The organism is Microbacterium sp. 1S1, assembly GCF_008271365.1.
Classification (GTDB): Bacteria; Actinomycetota; Actinomycetes; order Actinomycetales; family Microbacteriaceae; genus Microbacterium.
This window is the reverse complement of the sequence record NZ_CP043430.1, coordinates 3,118,686-3,141,931: the sequence shown is the minus strand read 5'-3', so window position 1 is coordinate 3,141,931 and position 23,246 is coordinate 3,118,686. Positions and strand designations below refer to the sequence as shown.

The following is a 23,246-nucleotide window of genomic DNA, read 5'->3' as shown; positions in this document are numbered from 1 at the left end:
TGTCTCCGCAGGGTCCGGGGCTTGCTCGTTCGCCGTCGCGGTCCGTCTCGGTCGGCTCCGGCGCTTGCTCGTTCGGCCGCTGTGGTTTGCCCCGTCCGCTGTGGGATCCCACGCGGACGCAGGGCACTGACTGACCGACGTTTGCGCTGTGCGCGCAGTCGACGTGATGACCCACGAAACTCACACGAACGCGACCCGACGTGGGGCACGGTCGGTGTGGACCGCGCCGAGCGGACTTCGCCATTCGAGAACTCCACCGGGGCGCTGCCTCACCGTCCAGCGCTGAGGCTCCGGGATGTCGGGGTGTTTCAGCACATGGTGTCCACGGCAGAGGTGCGCGAGATTGTCGACGCGAGTCGGGCCGCCCTTCGCGTGATCCCAGGTGTGGTCGATGTCGCAGCGGTGTACGGGCTGGCGGCACCCCGGGAACCGGCACTGCTGGTCGCGGGCTCGGAGTAGTCGTCGCATACTCTCGGTCGGGCTGTAGGCGTCCGTCTCGATGACCTGGCCGTGCGGATCGAGGAACAAGCGCGTCCATCCGCCGTCGCGTCCGGCCAGAGCGCGGGCGATGTCCGGGTCGAGCGCGCCGTGCCCGTCCAGTTCGGCCGGACGGTCGTCGAGTCCGCCGAGTGTCGTCGCCGCTACGGTGACCTGCAGGCGGCCGCGCACCCCGGTGACGCCCTCGCCCTCGACCGCACTCGGGTCGGCGGTGAGGAGGAGATCGGTCAGCAGGTCGGCCTGCACCTGGCTCCAGGTGCGGGTGTCCGTGGGGGTCGGCTCCGCCTCAGGGTCGAGCGCGAACGTTCCGCCGTCGGCGCTCAGGATGGTGCTCTCACAGCGAGAGTCAGGCGTCGCCCCCGCGTCACCGGCAGACCCCGAGGCGCACGCGGGAGCCGCACCACGGGCCCGGATCACCGTGCGGGTGAGCTGACTCAGTCGGTCGGCGATCGCCACCGCCGCCCATTCCGGCAGGATCGCCGTCAGGACCGCAAGGCCGTCGTCGACTGACCGCACAGTGACGCATCGCTCGTCCGCGGCTCGGCGGTGTCGCTCCGTGATGGTCTCGCCGACGAGAGCGGAGGCGACGCGGCGGGCATGCGCGCGCGTGCGCGCCGCGGTCTCGGCCTCGGCGACGACGAGCACCGCCGCCTCGAACAGCGCCATCGTCTCGGGAGCGACGACGCGGTTGCGGATGGCCTCGTCTACGATCGCGCTCGCCCGCGCGATCTCCCGCACATGCGCGGAGCTCAGAGCACCCGTGTGGAACGCCTCTCGCACGCGGGGGAGCGCCGTGCTCAGGGCGAGAGCGTCGGCGAACGCGAACTCCATGGTGCCGGTGGAAAGCCGCGCCGCCGTGGCGAACTCGGCAACCATCGAGCGGTGGATGGCATCGCGGTGGTGGGGAGCCGAGGCGACATCCTCGTCGTGGAAAGCGATCTGCGCCACCAGCAACTCCGCAGCTTCTGCCTCCAACATCGCGATACGCCGACGGGTCTCCGTCCAGGCGTCTCGGACGCGCCGCCGCTCCTCCAGATCGAGGGGTGCGGTCGGTGGATTCGTCATACCCCGATTTTAGAACGTATGTTCGAATCGAGGAAGGGTTCACTCGTGCTGTATATCGCCTCGTCCACGGAGGCGGTCGATGTCCCGACGCTCCCGCTTCGTCGGCCGTCCGGCGCCGCGGTCTCGGACGCCGAGGGCTGCCTGCGGCTCGCGTTCCGGCGTCCGGTCCTCGTAGCCGAGGGCGGCCAGTGGTGCGCCGACGCGTTTGACGAGGATCTGGCGCACGATCAGGATCCGGTCGAAGCCCGCGATCCGGACGCGGAGTTCATCGCCCACGCGAACGGTCTGCGCGGCCTTCGCCTTGTCGCCGTTGACGCGCACATGCCCCGCACGGCATGCGGTGGTCGCCGCCGACCGGGTCTTGTAGACACGCACGGCCCAGAGCCAGCTGTCCACCCGCGCGCTGTCGACCATCAGGGTTCCTTCCGTTGCAGGGAGACGAGGGTGCCGGCGACGATCAGCCCCTGGCCGAGCGTGTACGTGAGCATCACTGCCGGGCTGCTCCAGGCCGGAAGTGCGTCGGGCAGGAAGAGGCGGAAGGCGAGGATCGTGTCGCTCGCCAGGAAGAGGGCGCCGCCCGTCGCGACGAGCGGGTGGCAGCGCGCGGCGAACGCGGCGGTGCCCGCGAGGAGCAGGCCGTACAGGGCGACGCCGATGAGAAGCGGCCCGGTGTGCGGGCCAAGGACGAGGATCATCGCGAGCCACCAGGCGGCGTAGATCGCGGTCCACCACGGGAGGCGGCGGCGCACCAGGTGACGGACGAAGAGGACGATGTAGGCGATGTGCGCGAGGCCGAAGAAGGCGAGCATGAGCGGAAGCTCGGGTGCCGCGGGGAATAGCGCGCCCGCGCCGTCCCCCAGCCAGGAGAAGAGCAGGGCGAGGAGGAGCAGGGCCACCGTCACGGGTGGGTGGATCCGACGCGCCCCCACCACGACCGGCACCGCGAGCAGCGGCATGAGCAGCAGCTTCGTTGGGCCAGCGAGGTCGTGGTCTGCCGCGAGGAGCACGACGTGCAGGAGCGAGACCACGAGGTAGGGGACGAACGCCCACACGATCGCGGGAGGGAGGGCGCGGCGCTGCATCCCTCCATCGTATGACCGCAGCCGTCGTCGTCCTGAAACGCTCGAGAGGCCCGGTATGTCTCAGGATTCGACGGTGACCGTCGCCACGGCATCCTCGGCATCGAGGTGCACGGCGGGCCAATAGCCCTCCGGGAAGTGCTCGCCGCAGGTGTCCGTGAAGTGGAGGACGACCGTGCCGTCGGCGGCGGCCTCGATGGTCTCGAGGTCCAGGTCGTCCGTCGCCTCGTCGAGCTCGGTGGGGTCTGGGTCTCCGGTGCTGAACGTCGTGACCACGGCGTCCGAGGCGACGCGGCGCAGTCGCGGCGTGTCGGCCACGACGGTGCGCAGCCGGGGGAGCAGCGGCGCGACCTCGTCCGGCGACGCGCCCTCGACCATCAGCTCGTAACTGCTGCCGTCGGCCTCGACGCTGCCGACGAACCAGTCGTGCGTGAGGACGGAACCGTCCTCGAGCTCCGAGGTCGCCCGGTGGAGCGGACCGAGGTCGGGATCATCGAGGGAGGAGTTCGCGTCGCTCATCCCTTCACGCTATCGGTCCCGCTCCGTGCCAGGTCGAGGGCGACGAGCACGCGCCCCGGCTTCATCACCGCCTTCTCCGTGAAACCTGCGCGCAGGAACGTCCCGAGCGTGCCGTGGTACAGATCGTTCGCGCGCTGCTTCTCGCCGCGGGTGTCGACCGGATAGCCCTCGATGAGACGGGCGCCGGACTCCCGCGCGAAGGCGATCGCGGCGTCGAGCAGCTCCGCGTTGAGCCCGGTGCCCCGATTCTCCCTGCGGACGACGAAGCAGGTCACGGCCCACACGGACTCGTCGTCGAATGGCTCGGTGCTCGACGCGGCGATCATGCGGGTGCGGGGGATCCGGCCCTGCCGGGTGCGCGGGCCGATACGGATCCAGCCGGCGGCCTCACCGTCGACGTACGCGACCAGCCCCGGAGGCGGACCCTCATCGATCTCGGCGCGGAACATCTCCGTGCGCTGCGGCGTGGTCGTCCGGTTCCAGTCCTTGTTCGGAAGTATCGGCCAGATGCACTGGCAGCTCGCCCCGTCACCGCCGCCGGTGAGCGCGTGCTGCACGTCGTCCCACCGGGCGGTCGTCGCCTGCGCGGTCGTGATCGTCGACATGCAGGCGACGGTACAAGCAGCGTCCGACACCCCGCAATGCCCTGGTTCGCGAGACGGCCCCCGGTGCGGCTAAGATAGGGGAGTTGCCTGCGCGAGAGTGCAGAACAACGGGCTGTGGCGCAGCTTGGTAGCGCACTTGACTGGGGGTCAAGGGGTCGCAGGTTCAAATCCTGTCAGCCCGACCAATGGGCTGTTGGCAATACTGATTGCAGAACAGCTAGAGAAAGGGAAGGGCACCTGCTTCGAGCAGGTGCCCTTCCCTTTTCTGCGTCTGCGAGATCGGATTCGAGTTCATATGGTCGAGTCCGCACGATTCTGGGGACGAAAACACGAACGCGCCCGGTTTTCGGGCGCGTTCGATTGTCCTGGTGTAGCGGGGAGCGTGCCGGGCGTGCCGCCGGCGGGCGTCGTCAGTGTACGGAGCCGTTCAGGTGCGCATTGGTGTCAGCGCGAGCTCGCTCGGTTGGCCGGGCGGTGTGTTCGTCAGCGACGATGCTCGACCGCCTCGGGGGATACTGAGGTCGCCGTTGCCTGTGGTCTTCGTGTAGCGATTGGCCCAGACGCGGTCGCGGCGGCGGATGGTGTGGACACGTGGAGTCGTGCGCGCTCGTTCGATCTCTCGGTCGCTGAAGAAGGCTGCGATCTTCCGGATGTTGTGGGCCGCGATGAGGAGTGTGACGAGGATCTGTGCGGCGGCGATTCCGCGGACGCGGCGGCGACCGGCGGTTTCGATGTCTGCGTCGCCTGATGCCTTGAGCTGATGGTTTCCGGACTCGACGGTGTTGCGGGCGTGGTCGTGGAAGGTCTCCCACTCTTCGGTGCCGTAGGCGAAGGCCTGCTGCGGGGCCTGCATCTCAGTGAGGTCGAACGCGGCCGAGTGCTTCTTGCAGATGGTGTCGAGGAACTCTTCTTCCAGGGTCTCGGGCTCGACCTCGGGGCGGGCCTTCTTAGCCGCGCTGAGCATCATCTCGCGGAGTGGGCAGGTGACCGTCGGACTGGCGCCGAGGGCCGGGCAGCGCAGCATCACTTTTCCGTCAGGCGTCTTCGCCTTGTCTTTGACGTGCAGCTGGAAGGCCTTCCGCTCTTCGATTCGGGCTCGATGCGTTGCGACGTCGATCACGTCGCCGAGACGATCCGGAGTGGCGTTCAGGAGGGGCTTCGGCGTGCTCGGGCAGTACGCGTCGCCTTCGACGAACAAGGCGCCGTGCTGGCCACCCTTGACGCCGACGCGGTCGGATCGGTAGTCCGTGGACGGAGTGAAGCCGGTTTTCAATGCCGGCTTCAGGAGTCGGAAGGGCTTGGCGTTGGCCCAGTACTGCTTGTCAGCGTCGGCGACACCAGGGGCGAGGTCGAGCATCGCTGCGGCTTCGAGGAGGTGCGCAGCTTCTTCGGCGACCTCCATGTTCGGGATGCTGAGGGACGCGGCGACCACGAGACTCGGGAACCGCTTTGAGCTGGGCTGCTCGGCGTCGACGCGAACGGCCAGGTTCGCCACCCATCCCCAGTCGTAGTCTCCCGACTTCCCGCGTTCAGGTGCGGTCTGGTCGACCTCGCCCTTCTGGTTGTCGACGCGCTCAGCTTTGCCGCTCTTGACGTGCCACCCGGCGAAGGCGTCCACGGGGCCAGGGGAGACCTCGCCGAAATCGGCTCCCTTTTCAGCCTTGACCTTGCTCGCGAGATGCTTGCGGCTGTACCCCTTGGTGGTGGGTGTGCCGATGTAGGTCTGGTCGAAGGAGAGATCCATCTGCTTCGAAGCCCGACGCACTTCTCGCGGCTGGAGCATGAACGTCATGCGGATAAAAAGGCGGGTGTACTCGTCCAGGCGCGCCTTGTACTTCTCCGCGCGCTCTGCGTCGTGATTGCGAAGGATCTCCTGGATCTGAGTGTGGGTCTTGGCAGTGTAGAGCTCCTGCGGGTAGGGGTCCATCAGGGTCTTCATTCGGTGGAACGCGCGAATCGTGTTCGTGTACCAGCGCTTCGTTGTGGCGACATGGGTAGCAAAGCTCGTGGGCGTCTCGGGCAGGTCGAGGAGGTCGCTGGACTTCGTGGAGAGCCTGTGCTGAAGAACGTACGCGGCACGCCGGATGTGGAGCGGGGCCCCTTCCTGAGCAAGAAGAAGGAGGGCGGTGAGCAGGGCGCGGTAGGAGATCATCGCGGGTCGTCCGCCCATACCGTCGCGTTTGGCATCTTCAGCGGCCCAACGGTCGAGTTGCTCGAGGATGCCGGACTGCCGGACGCGGGTTTCCGCCAAGGCCACAGTGGAGTCGTCGAACTGCTGGAGGTCGCGGCCGCGACCGAGGACCTCGCGCTCGGTGATGCCGCAGTCGTCGTTGTCGTCGAAGGCGCGGTAGTAGTCGATGTCGACGGAGGTCATCGTGCGACCTCCGCTCCGACGAGCTGAGCAGTGAAGTCAGCGACATCCAGCACGTTCGCGTGCTCGTAGTACCGAACGAGGGTCGAGTAGTGCTCGAACCCGGCCACTTCACGGAGCACGGGCAGCGGCACGTTGTTGTTGATGTGGTGCAGCAACCACGCCGCACGAAGCGCTGCCGGGGTGGGACGGACGGGCGCGGGGTGGTCAGTGAGGAAGGACTGGATGATGCGGGGCGGGTACTCGGCGATCCGCGGTCCACGAAACAGACGCTGGTCGGCGTCGGCCCGGCCGTCGATGCTGCGAAGCAGCACCCGAGCCCAGGCGTGTCGCACAGGTACGCGTCGGGCACGCTTGCCGACGACATCGACGAAGACGACGTCGCCGTCGCGGTGGATGTCGGCGACGCGGACGTTGACGATCTCGGCCGCGGTCAGTCCAGCGCCGCCGGCCAGTCCGAGGAGCGCCTGAGCGTTCTGGCGCTTCTTCACGGTGGTGAGCGAGTTCGCCCAGCTGTGCATCGACGCGATCTGCTTCGTCGTGAACGGGGAGCGGACCTTGCCGTGCGGTGCCGTGATGGCGATGAGGTCGGCGTCGGCGAGCTCGCGACCGATCTTCACCAGCTGACGGGATACGCCCCACCGGTGACCCGCGGATCGGTTCTTATGGACCGTCTCGAGAAACCGGTCGATGTTGCTCTGCGTGTAGACCCGACGGATCGTCAGCTCTGTACCCGTCCGCGCCCACACCCACATGTGGAACGACGCGGACATCGTCATCAGCCGGCGAGCCACATCGAACGAGTGCGGCAGCATCGCGGCTGCGGTCTCGACGGTGAAGGAGCGTGTGGCCGTCCAGGCGCCAGCCAGGGCGGCGCTGTTGGGCCGGTACTTGACGATGATGGGCGCGGCCAGCTCGGGCAGCTGCGGGTGGGATGCGAGTAGTGCTGCGGTCTCGTCGAGGTTGTCGCTGAGTCGGTGGTTTGGGTTCATGACCACCGTGTACGCGGCCAGTCGCCAAAGCGTGCGTACGGCGTGTCGCACTTCCCGCAGCACAGCGCACCGGCCTAGTCCCGAGAGCGCTCGAAGTCGGACTTCGATGGCGGAAGTGGTGCCCGCGACGGAAGGAACCGTCGAATCCTATCCAGCGCCGCAAGGTGCTCGAGCCCTGCGATACGAAGGAGTTCCCCCGGAGGTGTCCGGGCCTGCAGATGGGTGAGCAACCAAGTCGTCCGCATCCGCGCCGGCCTAACATCCAGCTCTGTCTTGTGCCCCCGATGTAAAAAGTCGGTGACCTGAGCCGACCGCACCCCCGTGCGTCCAATACGGAATACCCACTGGTCGTCGCCCAGCTCTTCTATCGCTTCTCGGAGTGCGGGTTGCCATGCAGGGAGAACCGGGACGAGCCGTGGTCGCCCCGACCATACCAGGATATGAACGTCGTCCCCGCGCACGTCGATGTCCCCGGTGCGCACCGACAGAAGTTCACGGGTCGCGAGGCCTGCTCCGAACCCCATCGCGAGGAGGGCGGCCGCGTCACGACGGCGGACAGTCGACCCCTGGGCGCCGGCCCAGCTCCGGAGGGCAGCGATCTCAGCTGAGTTGTATGGCGGAGTGGGATCAGACCGAGGAATAGGGAAGGGGGCCTCTGAGGGTGGGGTCACGGTGTCGACGATGGTGAGGAGGACGGAGCGATACGTGGCCCGGCTCCCGCGCGTGAACGATTCCATCCCTCGGTGGACGTACTCTTCGACCAGTCGACGCCGGAACATCTGTGCGACGTCGAGTTCCAGGCCTTTGGTCTGCCACGCCCACAGCACGAACGCCGTCGCGACCGGATACAGCGAACGCGCCTCCCGACCCGTCCGACTCGCCGTCTTGTTCACCGCAGCCGTCACGACCGGCCCCAGCGTCGTCCAGTACCGTGCCGCCTTCTTCGGCGCGAAGGCTCCGTCGTCGGCCTCATCGTCGACCTTGGTATCGGCCATGGTCCAGCTGTTCCTACTGCGGGAGTGGTGTTCGTGACACCTGGTTGATGCTCAACACCGTGGCGGACGTGCGGCGAGTGAACAACACTCCGGGGACGTCTCGGTCGATGAGGAGCACCATCGGAACGCCGACTCGGCACGTCGCGACAGCGACCAGCGCGGCGGATTCTGGGTCGAGCACCGTACGGACCCCTGTGCGCACTTCTACCGTGCGGGTGACCTGTCGGTTGTTCATGTCGAGGCAGTACTCGACTCCATCATCTGTGGTCACGACGAAGACGCCGTCCATCTCGTCGAGCACCCGGACCTGCGGCTCGTCGTCGATCTGCACGATGACGCCTCCTTTAAATGTCAGCAACCCTACGAAGCCGTCTAGGGCGACTCCGCCGACTCAGCGACAGCGACGCGTGTGCTCGGCGCGGTCTGACGACGGGTGCACACCGCGCATAGGTCCATTGGGCGAGCCGTCTCGCCCATGAAAGGACCCTGTGCGCGCGTCGACCCCTGCAGAACTCCACCAAGAAGCTGAACAACTACGACGGGCGGAGGGGCCCGTCGATCCCGTCGCCGACCGGTTCGCCGCGGCGGTGACGTTGGTTCTTGACGACCAAGTCGTACCTCAGCGCCGCGCAGCGACCTGGATCCGTTCTCTCCATGCCTACGAAGATCACTGGCGACACCACGGTCGCGCGCCACGCGAGAACACTCGCGCGAGGACGACCCTCATGGACGAGGAACGCCATCTCGGCGAGTGGGCTCGGTATCAGCGTCGCTTCGAAGGCGGCCTGAACGCGTACCAGCGCGCTCGACTCGACGTCTCACCCGCTTTCGAGTGGGATCCCCTGGATCGCGCGTGGAACGAAAGGTTCGAAGAATGCGAACGATTCGTCGCAGCGCATCGCACCCTTCCTCGATTGCACGCGGCAGATCGGGCAGAGTTCGTGCTCGCGCGATGGCTCGGCCGTCAATTGCTGCGACTCCGAAACGGACGACTTGAACGTGCTCGTACTCAGAAGTTGCTCCGACTTATTCGAGAAGCGCGCCGAACATAACCCCGGCCGCACCCGAGCGGTCCCACATGCTGAATTTCGTGCACGCTTCGCAATCCTGGCCTGATCGCATCCAGCAGTGGTCGGGCTGCAGGATGGTTGTCTACCAGACGCGAGAACGTCAAGTGCCAGCATTATCATTCGGGTCTCGGCGTCATTGCCGTGGGCGACCCCGCACCCCGAATCGCTAGTCTGGGCGAGGCCATGTCATGCTGCCATCCGTTGCTCTGAGTGGCTGCGCCGCCGGCTGTGGCGCTTGAGAAACGCTCGCTCATGCTTTCGGCGCAGCGAAAAGATAAGAAGTGTCTTAGCTTCGGCCTTACGATTCCGCTTCAGGTCTCCCGAAAAGCTCCGAATCCGTTCTCTCGGCCATGTTCGAAGCTCGCCGGCCGGAAGACTGGGGGTATCGAAGGGGAGTAGCTCCGGGCCGTAGCGCCTGAGGGTGCATCGACATACTGACGTTCACGGAGATCGTCCGGTGCCCCGTCCCGATCCGGGATGAGCGAGACCTTCGGCCTCTCTGTGTGGCCGAAGCTCCGCTGTGTCGTCTCTTCGGTCGCGCCCGACCGAAAGGAGAGCGCGATGCCTCGCGCCCTCATCTCCCGCATCCTGTTGTGCCTGACGATTGCCGCCCCGGCCGTTGTGTTCCGCATCCTCGCATTCCACCCGAACCCCGTAGTCGACCTGTTCGTGTTCGGTGCCGCGGTGGTCGCTGCGAGCTTCCTGCTCGCCTGGGCCGCCGAAGCCGCGCAGAAGGACATCTCCGGCGCCCTCGCGATTGCGATCCTCGCCCTGATCGCCGTGCTCCCCGAGTACGCCGTCGACCTGTACTACGCGTTCCGCTCGGGTTCGGACCCCGACTACGCCCAGTACGCCGCCGCGAACATGACCGGGTCCAACCGGCTGCTGCTCGGCTTCGGCTGGCCGCTGGTCGTGATCGTCGCCCTCATCGTCGCCAATCGAGGTCTTGGCCGTGGCGACACGCGCCGGGTGTCGAGTCTGGGCCTTCCCGTGACTGCGCGCCTCGACGTCGGATTCCTCGGCATCCTCGCGGTGCTGGCATTCGCGATCCCGCTGCTGGGCAACATCCCGATCTGGTTCGGCCTCGTCCTGATCACCGGATTCGTGCTGTACCTATGGCGCGCGAGCCGGGTCGAAGACGACGGCGAAGAGGAGTTCGTCGGAGCGGCAGCCGACATCGCCGGAATGCCGACGCGTGCCCGCCGCGTCACCGTCATCTCGATGTTCGTCGTGTCGGCCGCGATCATCCTCGCCTGCGCCGAACCGTTCGCTACCGCGCTCGTGGATTCGGGGACGTCGCTCGGCATCGACAGCTACTTCCTCGTCCAGTGGCTCGCCCCACTCGCCTCCGAGGCTCCCGAGTTCATCATCGCCGTGCTCTTCGCGCTGCGCGGCATGGGCGCCGCCGCCATCGGCACCCTCATCGCCTCGAAGGTCAACCAGTGGAGCCTGCTCGTCGGATCCCTCCCCATCGCGCACTTCTTCGGAGGCGGAGGAGGCGACCTGCCACTCGACTCCCGCCAGATCGAAGAGTTTGTCCTCACCGGCACACAGACCCTCATGGGCGTCGCGATCATCATCGCGCTGCGCTTCCACTGGCGCTCGGCCGTCGCCCTCGCAGCGATCTTCGCTGTGCAGTTCTTCGTCACCGACACCACCGGCCGCTACATCCTCTCAGCAATCCAGGTGCTGATCGCCGTGGGGATGCTCATCGCGCACCGCGCACACATCCTGCCCACTCTCACGGCACCGTTCCGCCGCACCCCTACTCGGGAACGTCTCAGCGAGACTCCGACGGCTGCCTGGCAGTGACGTGAGCACGGCATCTGCTGTGTGAGTGAGATGCTCGATTCCGTTGTGCGCTTGTCGTGAGTCATAGCGTGATGCCCGTGGCGCGTGGCAGTATCACCTCATGGTGGGATCCTCGAAGCTCGCGTCTGTGCTGTATGTCGAGGACGATCCACTGATCGCGGCGATGACGGTCGAGGTGTTGTCGGAGACGTATCGGGTCGATCATGCGTCCGACGGCGAGGTCGCCCTGCGTTTGGCGCTGGGTACCCGGTATGACCTGATGGTGGTGGACCGGCGGCTGCCGGGGATGGACGGTGTCGATCTTGTTCGCGCGGTGCGCACGGCGCACATCACGACCCCGGTGCTCATGCTGACTGCCCTGGGCGCGGTGGACGACAAGGTCACGGGGCTCGACGGTGGGGCGAACGACTATCTCGTCAAGCCGTTCGACTACGAGGAACTCCTGGCGCGGTTGCGCGCATTGCAGCGGGCTTTCCAGTCGGGTGGGGCGCGGCGCGAGCTCGGTGAGTGGAGTTTCGCCCCGACAGCACAGGCGGTCTTTGACCCGTCGGGGTACCGGATCACGCTCACGGCGACGGAGAGCGCGTTGCTGGAGGTGCTCAGCGGGAGTCCGGACCATGTGTTCAGTCGAGAGGAGATCCTCCGGGCGGTGTTCCCTGCCGGTGATTCCGCGAGCTCCGTGGACACGTATGTGCACTATGTGCGGAAGAAGACGACTCCGGAGATGATCGAGACGGTCAGAGCGCGCGGGTATCGTGCGGGGAACCCGTCATGAGTGCGCAGAGAGACCCGGATGCGGAGAAGGTGCGGCGGGCGGCTCGGGTCGTCGCGGTCTGGGTGGGCGTCTCGTCCGGGGTGATCGTCCTCGGAGGTGTGCTGATTCTTCTCGCGGTGGTGCTGTCGTCGTCGCGCCGTGAGGGCGAGAGGCACGAGGGCGGGTGGTTCCCGGGTGCGGGTGGGGACGATTTCGTCGTCGACATCAGTGTTCTCGTGCCCGCCGTGGTCCTGCTCGGTGCGGTGGGGGTGCTGTTGCTGGCCGTGGTTGCGAGTATCGCCGCGCGGCGAGCAGCACTCCCGTTGAGCGATGCTCTGCGGCGGCAACGACAGTTCGTCGCGGATGCGAGCCATGAGCTCCGTACGCCGTTGACGGCGTTGACGAGCCGTATCCAGATCCTGCAGCGCCGTCTGGACCGCGGCGAGGACGTGACCGCGACGGCGCGCGAGCTGCGAGAAGACGCGGATCGCATGCGCGACGTCCTCTCCGACATGCTCCTCGCCGCAGAAGGACAGTCGTTCGCCGGAGAATCAGCGGTCCTCGCCGACGCCGCTCGCGGCGCCACAGCCGCGATCCGCTCCCTGGCGGACGACACGGCTGTGAGGATCGACGTCGACGTCGTGGACGCTGTCGTGCCGGTGCTGCCGGTGACCCTCGTGCGGGCTCTGGTCGCACTCCTGGATAACGCGGTCGCGCACTCACCGGCAGGCGGCTCGGTCGAGCTCTCAGCACGGCGGTCGGCGAGCGGGGTGGAGATACGTGTGACCGACCACGGGGCTGGGATCTCCGGTATCGACCCCGCTCAGGTGTTCGAGAGGTTCGCTCGCTCTCCCGACAGCGGCCGTGGACGCGGATTCGGGATCGGGCTCTCGCTGGTGCGGGATGTCGCACAGCGCGCCGGAGGGAGCGTTGTCGTCGAATCGACGTCCCCGGGAAGGACAGTGTTCCTTCTTACGCTGCCCACGACGACGCCGAGGTGACCTCGACGGGCGTCGACCCGATCCACCGTGTGGTGGCTCCAGTATCCGTGACGAGCAGCCCGGTCCTCGTGCGGGAGGCGGCGATCCAGGTGGTGTCGGAGGAGCCTGCGGCGATGGCGGCCGTAGCCCAGACGTCTGCGTGAGCGAGAGTGTCGGCGACGACGGTGACGGAGGCGATGCCGTGCGCGCGGTGACCGGTGCGTGGATCAATGATGTGCCTGCCACGTTCGGCGGGACCGGACGTGGCCACAGCACCATTCGTCACCTGCATCGTCGCGACAACGCTCCCGGGGCGACACGGGTCTGCGATTCCCACGTCCCAGACCCAGTCCGAGCCCTGTGCGGTGAACAGTTGCAGGTCTCCTCCGGCGTTGATGCCGACGGCCCGTGACCATACGAGGAGAGGGGCGAGGTGTCGTCTGCTCGCGTGTTCCACCGCCCACCCCTTGACGTACCCGGTGGGGTCGAACCCGCCCCGCCAAGATGCGGAGAAGAGCCCGCCGGTCTCGTGTTCGTAGTCGGCGCACGCGGCAGCGACCTCTGCCACGCGCGGGTCAGCGTCCTGGATGCGGAGGTCACCGGCCCGGATGCGGCTGATGTCGGATTCGGCCCGGTAGGGCGAGAACACGCGGTCGATGTCGCGGAGCTCCGAGACGCACGCCCGCACCGCATCCCGGACCGCAGCGTCGTCACGCGGGTCGACGATGTGGATGCTGATGGCGGTGCCCATGATGTGCTCCACGTGCACGTGGATGTCTGGCGTGGTCATTGTTGTGCCTGATCGATAGCGCTCTGCAGCGAGCTCGTGTATCCGTCGCTGGTGTAGGTCGCGCCGGACACCATCTGGATGTGTGCGCTCTGGCCCTGGACGGTCTCGGAGACCAGCAGCGGGATCGCGTGTGCGTTGATCTGTTGGTCTCGACCGTTGCTGTCGGGATACTGGAGCGCTTGCGCGTCGGTGATCTTCCCTCCCGACACGGTGATCTGCACCTGGATGGGCCCGTAGCGCGTGTGGGTGGTGTCGCCGGTGAACGTCCCGTCCGCGAGCCCCGTCGTAGTCCCGGCGGTGGTGGTCGATGCCGACCCGCTGGTGCCCTGGGTGGTGCTGCTGGCGGGGCTGGCGATGTCGGAGGGGGGAACAGCGTCGAGGGAGGTGCGGTAGCTGAACAGGAGGACGATCCCGCTCAGTGTCGCGAGGAGTGCGTAGATGATCTTCTTCATGGCGTTGCTCCCTCGGTGCTCAGGAAGTGAAGGATTCGGAGTGGATGCGGTCGACGGTGAAGCCGGCGCCTTGGAGGTCTTCTCGTAGTGCGCGCATCCACCCGTCGGGGCCGCACAGGTAGACGTCGTACTCGTCCGGGTCAGGGGCGATGTAGCGGAGCAGATCGGGGCCATTCCAGGCGGTGTGGGTGGCCGGCAGCCACGGGGAGTTGCCGCCCGCGCGGGGGCCGGTGAGCGGGAAGTGGCGCACTCCGCGCTCACGGATCAGCGACGAGATCGGCTCCCGCAGTAGAGCGTCAGAGTCCGCACTGTCCCGGACGACCAGGGCCGCGTCACCTGGCTCGTATCGCTCCGCCTCGAGAAGCGCGACGAGCGGGGCCACTCCGGCTCCCGCACCGATCATGAGGAGCTTCCGGCCGCTGCGGCGATCTCCGGTCATCTCCCCGAACGGACCCTCCACCAACACTCGGGTGCCCGGACGCAGCGACGCGAGTCGTGTCGTGCCGTCGCCGACGAGGCGCGCCGTAAGCGCGTAGGTGTCGCCCGGAGCGGCCGAGAGGGAGAAAGGGTGCCCTCGCATCCATCCTGGCCCATCCAAGAACCGCCACACGAAGAACTGGCCCGCCCGTGCCTTCAGCGCACGGAGGTCCCGACCGGACATGCGCACGGTGACACCGGCTGCCCCATCGAGTGCGACGGTGTCGACGCGGAGAGCGTGTCGATGGGAACGGACAAGCGGTGCGACGACGCGGAACACCATGACGGCTGCCGCTGCGATAGCCCACAGCGACCACCAGTAGATCGTGGCCGGTGTTGATGCGAGGAAGTCGGCTCCCGTCCATAACTGGTGCGGCAGAGCGAGGAAGACGCCCAGGTACGCGTACAGGTGTAGCAGATGCCATGACTCGTACCGCAGGCGACGGCGGGCACGGCGGATCGAGGTGACCACGACCATCACGAGCAGACCGGTTCCCGCAGTTGCCAGCAGCATCCCCGGGTAATCCCAGACGAAACTCCACAGCTGATCCCACAGTCCCACACCCGCCGCCGCAGCGTACCCGATGACCAGCAGCAGGATGTGCAGACCCATCAACCAGAACGACCAGAAGCCGACCTGTCGATGAAACCGCGTGATCCCCTCACGCCCAAACCCCCGCTCGAACAGCGGAACCTTCGCCATCAACAACACCTGATAGAGCAACAGGTTCGCTGCGACAAGCCCGGAGAGCCGTCCCAGAGTGGTCACGCTCTCCGCAGAGAAACTGAGTACGGCGGTCACCCCGCCCCCGGCCACCCACAGTGCGACGACGAACAAGCTCGTCGCCCAGATCACGCAGAGTGCGGCGACCCGCCACCACGAAGTGGCGACCCGGGGCTTCGATACACGCAAGGTCGGCGTGAACGTTGAGGCGGTGCGGAGGGTGCTCATGACGCCATCGTCCACGCGGCCCTCTGAGAGAGCTTTAAGAAAGCTGTGCACCTGAAGCTGTCATAGGTGATTCTCAGGCAACGCCGGTCGTTCCGAGAAGCGACCCGAGTGCGAACGTCGCGGCGAGAGCGAGCGCCCCGCCGACCACGACCCTAACCGTCGGCCGGACCGCAGGGTTCCCGCCGATCCTCGCGCTCACGAACCCCGTCAGCGCCAGCGCGAGCAGGACAACGATGAACGTGATCGGGACGCGCAGGTCGACGGGCGGCAGCAAGATCGCCAGCAACGGGAGCAACCCACCGATAGTGAACGCAAGAGCCGACGCTCCAGCGGCAGCCCACGGGCTCACCACGTGGTCTTCGGTCATTCCGAGCTCTGCTTCCAGGTGCGCGGTGAGGACGTCGTGGGCGGTCAGTTCTTCCGCGACCTTGCGTGCTGTCTCGGGAGTGAGCCCCTTCGCCTGGTAGATACCGGTGAGCTCTTCGAGCTCCGCAGCGGGATCATCGACCAGCTCCTGGCGTTCTTTCGCGATCAGCGCCCGCTGGCTATCGCTCTGACTGCTGACCGAGACGTACTCGCCCAGCGCCATCGAGACCGCCCCACCGACCAGCCCTGCGATACCCGCCGTCACCAGAGGCGCGAAATCCGTCGTCGCCCCGGCGACGCCCACGACGAGCGACGCAACCGAAACGATGCCATCGTTGGCGCCAAGTACGCCTGCCCGCAGCCAGTTCAATCGCCCACCGAGATCGCCAGAGTGAGGCTCGTTGCGGTGGGCGCCCTCAGGCGCGTTGTCGTCCATGGCGTTAGCTAAGCATCCTTCGACTGGTTTCGCAGACTGATTCAAGATGATCGCGGATCCAATACAAAACCGCAACTGGGCTCGCTTTGGAACGCTGGCGTGATCTGAAGCTTCAGGTCAATGGGGAGCGTCCAGTGCCAGCCCCCGTTGTCCCGAAGCGTTGAGCCGCGGGTGGATTGTGCTGTACGACGAGCTCCCGGTCTGATCGAAGCTCCGTGGGACTGCCGAGGGTCTTGGTGACTCTTCGTGTTAGGCCGCGGATGCGGCCTGTGTGGTCATGATGGCTTCGAATTCGACGGGCGCAACTTGCCGAGGGCTCGCTGTCGACGGCGCCGGTAGTAGGTCCGTTCGCTTCAGGTTACGATGGCGAGGCGGAAGTCGTTGCCGGGGGCCCATCGGCGCGCGCAAGGAGTTCGATCATGCCCAGGCGCGGATCGGCAAGATGGAAGAGCTCGCGAAGGCCGAGTTCGAGGACAACTCGCACCTCCCGGCGACCCCTCGTCAATGGTTCTCTTCATCGGTAGGGACGAGAAGTGGGACGCGATTTGCGCCGAACATGGGCTCACACGTCCTACCTACGACAACAAAGCCTTCTTGCGGCGTACGAGTGCTCAACTCGACTCGGCGCGACTTTTTGACCGCCGCGGGCGGACTACTCATCTCGACGGCCGCGAGCGTCGGCTCGCTCTTCCTCGTCGCCTGAAGCACGGCGAACATAGCCTTCGTCCCGCGATGGGCTGCTCGTGCACTGGAGCTTTCGTCAGACCTTCACGCCCAGGCGTTCACTCGTCTCCAGAGAGACTCGTCAGGGAGGATTGCTGGTCCGTCGAATGCGTGCTCGACGCTGCTCGAACCTTGCCGCTCCCGCCCTCCCGCTGAAGCAACAGGAGATGGCCTCTCACCCAGCGGTGCCGTATAGCGGGGAGGGTGGATGCGGCGGGAGCCGTGGCGCAGGCTTATACAGTCGCGATGTATAAGCCTGACCAAAACGGTTGGCACAGCGACAGACATACTTGCGGCCGTCCGTCGAGGGAAACAGCGTCGATGCTGTTCGCGTGGCGACTGCGACTAGCTGAATGCTTGCAGCTAGCCCGCGCAGGGTCGCACCTGAAGCGAGGGGCTTCTCCTCGGTCAAGGCTCATCGTGGCGGGTTCGAGTATGGCGGCGGCGGACCTCTTCGAGTATCTCCTCGAGACTGCGGACACCGTCGACGTAGTCCTGGGCGTCACGGAGGGCACGAGGCGTCGGCTTGAGTCCGTCCAAGACACCCGAGTGCAGGGCTTCTGCGGCGCCGTTGATTCGCTGCGCACGAGTGAGGCGGGGAGCTTGGTCGTTCGCCAGTCCGCGGAGGACGGCGAGACTCGGCGTTGCCATCCGAAGGTTCTGCATGTCGAGGATCCCGAGGTTCCACTCGTGGCCGTCGCGTCCGAGGCTAGCGACCCGCCGTCCATCATCGGTCTGTCCGCCTCCTGCGATATGCATGTGCCCGTGAATGAGAAGCTCCGGGTGCACAGCGTCCCAGACTTCGCTCACGCGCGCGCGTGATGCTGCGGAAGCCTCGAGTGCCATCCTCGGAAACCGGTGCGGGTTTGTGCGCAAGACCTGGCCAACGGCGCGGACGGGGTTGTTGGCCGGCGACTCGTGGGTAAGCATCAGATCCGCCCGCCCACCGGCGACAGCTGTCGCGACGTGGTCATCGGTGATCGTCTCATCTGGCCACCAGGTCCGCCCTTCTTGGCGGGACTCGCGATCGACGGACGCGGCGCCGCCAAGCGCCAGAACAGAGCGTCCGCCGATGGTGAGGCGGGCTGGCCGTGGGAGGATCCAGGTGAGCTCGGATACCCTTACGGCTTCCCCGGGATGTCGATCGAGCAGCGGAGTGATCTGACCGTAGTCGTCGTGATTCCCGAGGACCACGTAGAAGCGGTCGATGTTCGTGTCGGCGAAGATCGCGTCGACCTCGCGCGGCGACATCTGCCAATCCCCTAGGTGCAGCAGCGTCGTCACATCGGGTGCCAGCGACGGGAGTGCCCGGGCGACCACACGAGCCCAATCTGCATTGCCGTGCCAGTCGCCGCACACCGCGACGCGCCGATCGGGCAAAGAGATCCTTTCTGTGTGTTCAGACAATCTCATCCCGACTCCGTTCAGCGGCGAGCACCACGGCCGTGCACCGGGCGATCCTGCAAGCATCTCAAGCAAACATGCGTCGAGTCTGTTCGCATGGAGCGTTGTCCTCCGTTCGGCGATTCTCGACGCGAGCTCTGTCCAACGCGGGTGTCTCAACACGCGTGCTTGACGACCTACAGCTGAGCCTTGCCGGCTCGATGTTGTCGCGCATAGGGAGGCGTCCAAACCACTCAGAGAAAGCTGCTTATGACTAACATCCACGCCTCGACTACGCCGCAGTCAGACATCGAACTGCCGGACTTCCCCCGCCCCACCACTGACGAGTACGTGCGAGACATCGACCCGTCGCCTCTTTACTCGCATCTCGCATGCACTCGCTATGTCATCGGTACCTGGGACGGCTACGGCGTTCGCGTACTTACCAACGAGACGGACGAGTACGCAACCATCCACTTCCGCATTCCCCGGGGATTGCCGGCCGACTGGGCGTCGCAGCTCGCCACCTTCTCGACGCAGCGCATCTCCTACACAGACCGAGATCGCTCCTGGGACGAAGAATCCGGGGGCTGGCCCACTTCGAACCGAGACCGCTGGAGTGCCTTCGTAGACTCGGTCCTCGCCGCCATCGACTTCGCGCGCGCCGCCTTGGAAACTGCGGTGTGGGCACACGCACGCGGCGAAGACTGGAGCTGGCCTTCATTCCCGCCCGGCAGGATCGAGACGAAGTACGAACTGTGGGGCGACGGCCACCCGAACCGGTACGACCCCGAAGAGGATTACGCACGGTACCTGGAGGAGAGCGGAAAGGGTGCCGGCGCTACCCCGGCGGGCGAAGTCGCCTTCTGACCCGGTAGTCGGCTGCTTGTCGCCCAGCTCTACGCGGCCTCGTCTCCGGCGTGTCGACCATCTCGGGCCCATTAGCCACCGCCACTAGAGCGTGTTGCTAAAGGTTGATTCGTGGTGTGCGGGTGACGCTCGGAGCGTGTACGTCTGTGAACTCCATGACCATGCCCGTGCGGCGTGCGGCGTGCGGCAGCGCCAGATTCATAAGACTGACGACGAACTTCCCGGGTTCCTCGTGCATGCACAAGTGTGCCGAGTTCCTGGTACATCAACCGGGCACCGAACATCGCCCAACTGGACGCCGGTGTCCAGACAATCCTGCGGCTGCTGGAGCTCGCGCCCAAGCTGAACGTGGTGCTGCTCCAGGGCAGCATGCGGAGCGTGCTTGGCGTGCCTGCACTGATTCTCAGTGCCGTGGCCATCGACAAAGTCAAGGAGCGGAGGAGTCCGCCGCACGTCGAACATCCGCGATGTGTTTTGTGGCTCTTGACGCCAGCAAGGATCGCCATCGTCGTCGATTTTCGGTGTAGGGCTGCGGTAACTGAGTGATAACCCGGAGGTTCTACAAGGAGCATTCAGGACAGACGCCCACCTAGTGAGCCGGATGCGGTTGGCGTGAGATCGACGACAGGGACCTACCGCGGTGATCTCCGTCCGGCGGCGACGGTGGGGAGGTTCTTCATCGCGTGAGACGTCTCCTCCTACTTGTCGTCACCAGCCAGGCGCCCCCGCCAAGGATGCCGAGACCAAGAAGCAGCGCGAGTATCGCTGTTGCCCCATCTGCTCCCGTAGAGGGGAGGGAATCCTCGAACGTGTTGGTAAAGACGATGCCGACGAAGCGCCCTTCACCACGAACCTTGAAGAGCCGGTAGACAGCCGCATCATCTTGCCTCCCACGGTCGATGAACCTGCTTACCACGAGAGCCGCTTGGTACAGTTCCGAAATGGATCACCTTTCCTCAGCGTCCCCCCACGTCCAGCCCGATGTCCGGGTGCGTGGTGCCCGGGAACACAACCTCAAGGACGTCGATCTCACGGTTCCGCGTGACGCGATGGTCGTGTTCACGGGCGTGTCCGGATCCGGGAAGTCCTCCTTGGCTTTCGGCACGTTGTACGCGGAGTCGCAGCGGCGCTACTTAGAGTCAGTTGCCCCGTACGCGCGGCGACTGATCGACCAGGCGGGTGTCCCCGACGTCGACTCCATCACTGGGATGCCGCCCGCAGTCGCCTTGCAGCAGCAGCGCGGAGGGCGCAGCGCGCGCTCCTCTGTAGGCAGCATCACCACGCTGTCGAGTGTGGTTCGGATGCTCTATTCGCGAGCAGGTGCATACCCAGATGGTCAGCCGATGCTCTACGCCGAGGACTTCTCCGCGAACACCGTGCAGGGCGCGTGCCCCGAGTGCCACGGCATTGGCAGAGTGTACGCGGTGACCGAGGAGCGGATGGTCCCCGATCCTTCACTCACCATCCGGGAACGCGCCATCGCATCGTGGCCGACCGCCTGGCACGGCCACCAGCTGCGCGATGTGCTGGTCGCGCTCGGCTATGACGTGGATGTGCCGTGGAAAGATCTGCCGAAGAAGGATCGGGACTGGATCCTCTACACCGACGAGACTCCGTTCGTCCCGGTTCACTCGCGACTCACGCTCGCTGAGGCTCGACGGGCGATCCAAGCGGGGATCGAACCGAGCTACTCAGGCACGTTCGTCGGCGCGCGACGATACGTGCTCGACACTTTCGCAAACACGAAGAGCGCGTCGATGAAGCGCCGCGTAGCCCAGTTCATGAGCGCAGCGGTGTGCCCGGTGTGCCAGGGGAAGAAGCTCAAGCCCGAAGCGCTGACGGTCACGTTCGAAGGACTGGACATCGCCGACTTCTCAGCCTTGCCACTGCGTGAATTGGCAGAACTTCTCGTGCCCGTCGTCGCCGAATCCGACCTCGAGGACGAGACCTCCGGCGCAACGATAGACGTCGAGACCAGGCGCGAGGCCGTCGCACAACGCGTCGCTGCAGGCGGGTCTGCGCACTCCGCTGCACCCGATGTCCGTCGCACGCCGAATCGGTCCGCCGAGAAGCGCGCCGCGGCAGCCCGCCTCGGTGCCGAGCTGCTGGACCGCCTGCGCCCCATCATCGACCTCGGACTCGGCTACCTCTCGCTGAGCCGTACGACGCCGACACTGTCCGGGGGGGAACTGCAACGACTTCGACTCGCCACGCAACTCACGTCGGAACTGTTCGGTGTCGTCTACGTCCTCGACGAACCGTCAGCCGGTCTCCATCCGCACGACGTCACCGCGCTGCTGGGTATCCTCGACGGCCTCAAGCAGCGCGGCAACAGCCTCTTCGTCGTGGAACACTCCGTCGACGTCATGCGGCACGCGGACTGGCTCGTCGACATCGGCCCCGGAGCCGGGGAACGCGGCGGGCGCGTGATCTACAGCGGCCCCACGGACGGGCTCGCGGAGGTCGACGAGTCGGTGACGCGCGGATACATCTTCGGAGGCAGCGGCCTCCCACCGCACCAGCCCCGTGCCGCCCACGACTGGTTGCAGCTGGAGCACGTCACCCGCAACAACCTGCGGGACGTATCTGTGGCGCTACCGCTCGGAACGCTCACGGCTGTCACTGGCGTGTCAGGGTCGGGGAAGTCCAGCCTTGTCAGTCAAGTCCTGCCAGCCCTCATCGGCGCCAGGCAAGGAGACACCCGTCGCATCGAGGAGGACAACGCAGAGGCCGACACCCTGCTCCTCACTGACGAGTCCGATGAACTCGGAGGGTCGGTCGAGGGCGACCTCACGACGGTCCGGCGTGTGGTGAGCATCGACCAGAAACCCATCGGCCGCACGCCCCGCTCCAACGTCGCGACCTACACAGGACTCTTCGATCATGTGCGGCGCCGGTTCGCCGAGACGCCGGAAGCTCGGACACGCGGATACAAGCCCGGTCGGTTCTCCTTCAATGTCGCAGGCGGCCGTTGCCCGACCTGTGAGGGTGAAGGCTCCGTGATGGTCGAGCTGCTCTTCCTGCCCTCGGTCTACACCGTGTGTCCCGACTGCCATGGCACCCGCTATCAATCGAGCACCCTGGAGATCACCTGGCGAGGGCGCAACATCGCGGAAATCCTCGCGATGAGCGTCGAAGAGGCTCACGAGTTCTTCGCCGGCGAGTACGACGTGATGCGCTCACTCACCTCGCTGGTTGATGTCGGGCTCGGTTATCTGCGCTTGGGACAGCCGGCCACAGAGCTCTCCGGTGGGGAGGCGCAGCGTGTGAAGCTGGCCACCGAACTGCAACGAGCGCAGCGCGGCGACACTCTGTATGTGCTCGATGAGCCGACCTCCGGATTGCACTGTGCCGACGCAGACCGTCTAGTTACCCACCTTCAGACTCTCGTCGATGCGGGCAACACGGTCGTGATGGTGGAACTCGACATGCGGGTGGTCGGCGCAGCCGACTACGTCATCGATCTCGGGCCGGGAGCCGGTGACGACGGCGGCACAGTGGTCGCGTCCGGAACGCCAGCAGAGGTCGCCGCGTCGAGAAACAGCGCTTCAGCACCGTATCTCGCCGCCGCCCTCGCCGAGGCCGCGACGCTGACGTCAGGGGCATGACCGGCTCTTTGCAGATGGGGGTGTAGACGTCGAGGGTGCGTCGTTGGCCGGGTAAGGTGAATCGCTCTGGGTTTCGTTCCGTTCCGTTCTTCAAGCAAGGATGGAATTGATGAATCAGAAGTAGTCGCCCGAGATGCGGGAGAAGGCGTTGCGGATGCTGGACGAGGCGAAGCCCTCGCATCCGAATCTCATAACCGCGGTGCGCCATGTCGCTGGGCTTCTTGGTATGAGCGCGGAGACGTTGCGGGTGTGGCATCGCCGTCGCGAAGTCGACGGCGGGCAGCGTCCCGGTGTGCCCACCGATGTTGCCGAGGAAAACAAGCGCCTGCGGGGTGAGAACGCTGAGCTGCGCAAGGCGAACGAAGTCTTCAAGGCCGCGAGCGTGTTCTTCGCGAAGGAACTCGACCGCTCCTGACGGGTCTGCCCCGCGCACACCGCTTCCGCTGTCC

Annotated in this window: 22 protein-coding genes, 1 tRNA gene and 1 pseudogene; 8 read left to right on the top strand and 16 right to left on the bottom strand. The window is 66.1% G+C overall.

The genetic code is table 11. From position 1 onward, the window contains the following. Positions 1 to 180: 180 nt before the first annotated feature. The 5 genes from FY549_RS15180 to FY549_RS15160 are packed head-to-tail and all read right to left on the bottom strand — an operon-like array spanning position 181 to position 3,766. Positions 181 to 1,563, bottom strand: coding sequence for an HNH endonuclease signature motif containing protein (locus tag FY549_RS15180; RefSeq protein WP_149085721.1), 1,383 nt, complete (start codon positions 1,561 to 1,563; stop codon positions 181 to 183). A gap of 39 nt (positions 1,564 to 1,602) precedes the next feature. Further along, positions 1,603 to 1,977, bottom strand: a complete 375-nt coding sequence (locus FY549_RS15175) for an RNA-binding S4 domain-containing protein (RefSeq protein WP_149085720.1) — start codon at positions 1,975 to 1,977, stop codon at positions 1,603 to 1,605. After that, a complete protein-coding gene (locus FY549_RS15170; RefSeq protein WP_149085719.1) occupies positions 1,977 to 2,645 on the bottom strand; it encodes a lysoplasmalogenase family protein in 669 nt (222 codons plus the stop codon). The genes FY549_RS15175 and FY549_RS15170 overlap by 1 nt, the downstream gene beginning before the upstream one ends. 60 nt (positions 2,646 to 2,705) lie before the next feature. Then, the gene (locus FY549_RS15165; protein WP_149085718.1) at positions 2,706 to 3,161 is read right to left on the bottom strand and encodes a hypothetical protein; all 456 of its coding nucleotides are present in this window, start codon (positions 3,159 to 3,161) and stop codon (positions 2,706 to 2,708) included. Further along, entirely contained in the window at positions 3,158 to 3,766 is a 609-nt protein-coding gene (locus tag FY549_RS15160; protein ID WP_149085717.1) for a GNAT family N-acetyltransferase, read from the bottom strand. Before FY549_RS15160 ends, FY549_RS15165 begins: the two co-directional genes overlap by 4 nt. 108 nt (positions 3,767 to 3,874) lie before the next feature. Here FY549_RS15160 and FY549_RS15155 point away from each other — a divergent pair. Continuing rightward, a tRNA-Pro gene (locus tag FY549_RS15155) sits at positions 3,875 to 3,951 on the top strand. 242 nt (positions 3,952 to 4,193) lie between these two features. Here the strand turns inward: FY549_RS15155 and FY549_RS15150 are convergent. The 4 genes from FY549_RS15150 to FY549_RS15135 form a co-directional block, all read right to left on the bottom strand. After that, complete coding sequence (locus FY549_RS15150; protein WP_149085716.1) at positions 4,194 to 6,140, bottom strand: hypothetical protein; 1,947 nt, start codon at positions 6,138 to 6,140, stop codon at positions 4,194 to 4,196. After that, on the bottom strand, positions 6,137 to 7,129 hold the full coding sequence (locus tag FY549_RS15145; protein ID WP_105950116.1) for a tyrosine-type recombinase/integrase: 993 nt from the start codon (positions 7,127 to 7,129) through the stop codon (positions 6,137 to 6,139). The genes FY549_RS15150 and FY549_RS15145 overlap by 4 nt, the downstream gene beginning before the upstream one ends. Before the next feature lie 74 nt (positions 7,130 to 7,203). Beyond that, the gene (locus tag FY549_RS15140) at positions 7,204 to 8,124 is read right to left on the bottom strand and encodes a hypothetical protein (RefSeq protein WP_105950115.1); all 921 of its coding nucleotides are present in this window, start codon (positions 8,122 to 8,124) and stop codon (positions 7,204 to 7,206) included. Between the two features lie 13 nt (positions 8,125 to 8,137). After that, complete coding sequence (locus FY549_RS15135; protein WP_105950114.1) at positions 8,138 to 8,455, bottom strand: hypothetical protein; 318 nt, start codon at positions 8,453 to 8,455, stop codon at positions 8,138 to 8,140. Between the two features lie 1,300 nt (positions 8,456 to 9,755). Between FY549_RS15135 and FY549_RS15130 the strand changes: the two genes are divergently transcribed. The 3 genes from FY549_RS15130 to FY549_RS15120 all read left to right on the top strand — a co-directional run bounded on the left by FY549_RS15130 (position 9,756) and on the right by FY549_RS15120 (position 12,761). After that, positions 9,756 to 11,006, top strand: a complete 1,251-nt coding sequence (locus FY549_RS15130) for a sodium:proton exchanger (protein ID WP_199787652.1) — start codon at positions 9,756 to 9,758, stop codon at positions 11,004 to 11,006. 100 nt (positions 11,007 to 11,106) lie between these two features. Next, on the top strand, positions 11,107 to 11,781 hold the full coding sequence (locus FY549_RS15125; RefSeq protein WP_105950112.1) for a response regulator transcription factor: 675 nt from the start codon (positions 11,107 to 11,109) through the stop codon (positions 11,779 to 11,781). Next, complete coding sequence (locus tag FY549_RS15120) at positions 11,778 to 12,761, top strand: sensor histidine kinase (RefSeq protein ID WP_105950111.1); 984 nt, start codon at positions 11,778 to 11,780, stop codon at positions 12,759 to 12,761. The genes FY549_RS15125 and FY549_RS15120 overlap by 4 nt, the downstream gene beginning before the upstream one ends. Here FY549_RS15120 and FY549_RS15115 read toward each other — a convergent pair. The 6 genes and pseudogenes from FY549_RS15115 to FY549_RS15095 form a co-directional block, all read right to left on the bottom strand. Continuing rightward, complete coding sequence (locus FY549_RS15115; RefSeq protein ID WP_105950110.1) at positions 12,733 to 13,530, bottom strand: FAD:protein FMN transferase; 798 nt, start codon at positions 13,528 to 13,530, stop codon at positions 12,733 to 12,735. The genes FY549_RS15120 and FY549_RS15115 overlap by 29 nt on opposite strands. Then, on the bottom strand, positions 13,527 to 13,982 hold the full coding sequence (locus FY549_RS15110) for an FMN-binding protein (RefSeq protein WP_105950109.1): 456 nt from the start codon (positions 13,980 to 13,982) through the stop codon (positions 13,527 to 13,529). The genes FY549_RS15115 and FY549_RS15110 overlap by 4 nt, the downstream gene beginning before the upstream one ends. A 19-nt stretch (positions 13,983 to 14,001) precedes the next feature. Continuing rightward, positions 14,002 to 15,411: a ferric reductase-like transmembrane domain-containing protein gene (locus FY549_RS15105; RefSeq protein ID WP_105950108.1), complete on the bottom strand. Its 1,410-nt coding sequence runs from the start codon at positions 15,409 to 15,411 to the stop codon at positions 14,002 to 14,004. A gap of 73 nt (positions 15,412 to 15,484) precedes the next feature. Further along, positions 15,485 to 16,213 carry a VIT family protein gene (locus FY549_RS15100; RefSeq protein ID WP_105950107.1) on the bottom strand — a complete coding sequence of 243 codons (729 nt, stop codon included), beginning with the start codon at positions 16,211 to 16,213 and terminating at the stop codon, positions 15,485 to 15,487. Between the two features lie 249 nt (positions 16,214 to 16,462). Beyond that, positions 16,463 to 16,614: pseudogene (locus FY549_RS16810) on the bottom strand (IS3 family transposase); the annotation flags it as partial. Between the two features lie 730 nt (positions 16,615 to 17,344). Continuing rightward, positions 17,345 to 18,316: a metallophosphoesterase gene (locus FY549_RS15095; protein ID WP_262380993.1), complete on the bottom strand. Its 972-nt coding sequence runs from the start codon at positions 18,314 to 18,316 to the stop codon at positions 17,345 to 17,347. 273 nt (positions 18,317 to 18,589) lie between these two features. Here FY549_RS15095 and FY549_RS15090 point away from each other — a divergent pair, with 273 nt between their 5' ends. Further along, complete coding sequence (locus FY549_RS15090) at positions 18,590 to 19,189, top strand: hypothetical protein (RefSeq protein WP_105950105.1); 600 nt, start codon at positions 18,590 to 18,592, stop codon at positions 19,187 to 19,189. A gap of 246 nt (positions 19,190 to 19,435) precedes the next feature. Beyond that, positions 19,436 to 19,735, top strand: coding sequence for a hypothetical protein (locus FY549_RS16595; protein ID WP_105950104.1), 300 nt, complete (start codon positions 19,436 to 19,438; stop codon positions 19,733 to 19,735). Positions 19,736 to 19,865: 130 nt separating this feature from the next. On the opposite strand, the gene FY549_RS16960 is transcribed toward FY549_RS16595, so the two are convergent. Beyond that, entirely contained in the window at positions 19,866 to 20,105 is a 240-nt protein-coding gene (locus tag FY549_RS16960; RefSeq protein ID WP_158698553.1) for a hypothetical protein, read from the bottom strand. Positions 20,106 to 20,130: 25 nt separating this feature from the next. Here FY549_RS16960 and FY549_RS15085 point away from each other — a divergent pair, with 25 nt between their 5' ends. Further along, positions 20,131 to 22,797 (top strand): excinuclease ABC subunit UvrA, encoded by a 2,667-nt coding sequence (locus FY549_RS15085; protein WP_105950103.1) that lies wholly within the window; start codon positions 20,131 to 20,133, stop codon positions 22,795 to 22,797. A gap of 154 nt (positions 22,798 to 22,951) precedes the next feature. Further along, positions 22,952 to 23,212: a transposase gene (locus tag FY549_RS15080; RefSeq protein ID WP_126892901.1), complete on the top strand. Its 261-nt coding sequence runs from the start codon at positions 22,952 to 22,954 to the stop codon at positions 23,210 to 23,212. The last annotated feature ends 34 nt before the right edge of the window (positions 23,213 to 23,246 follow it).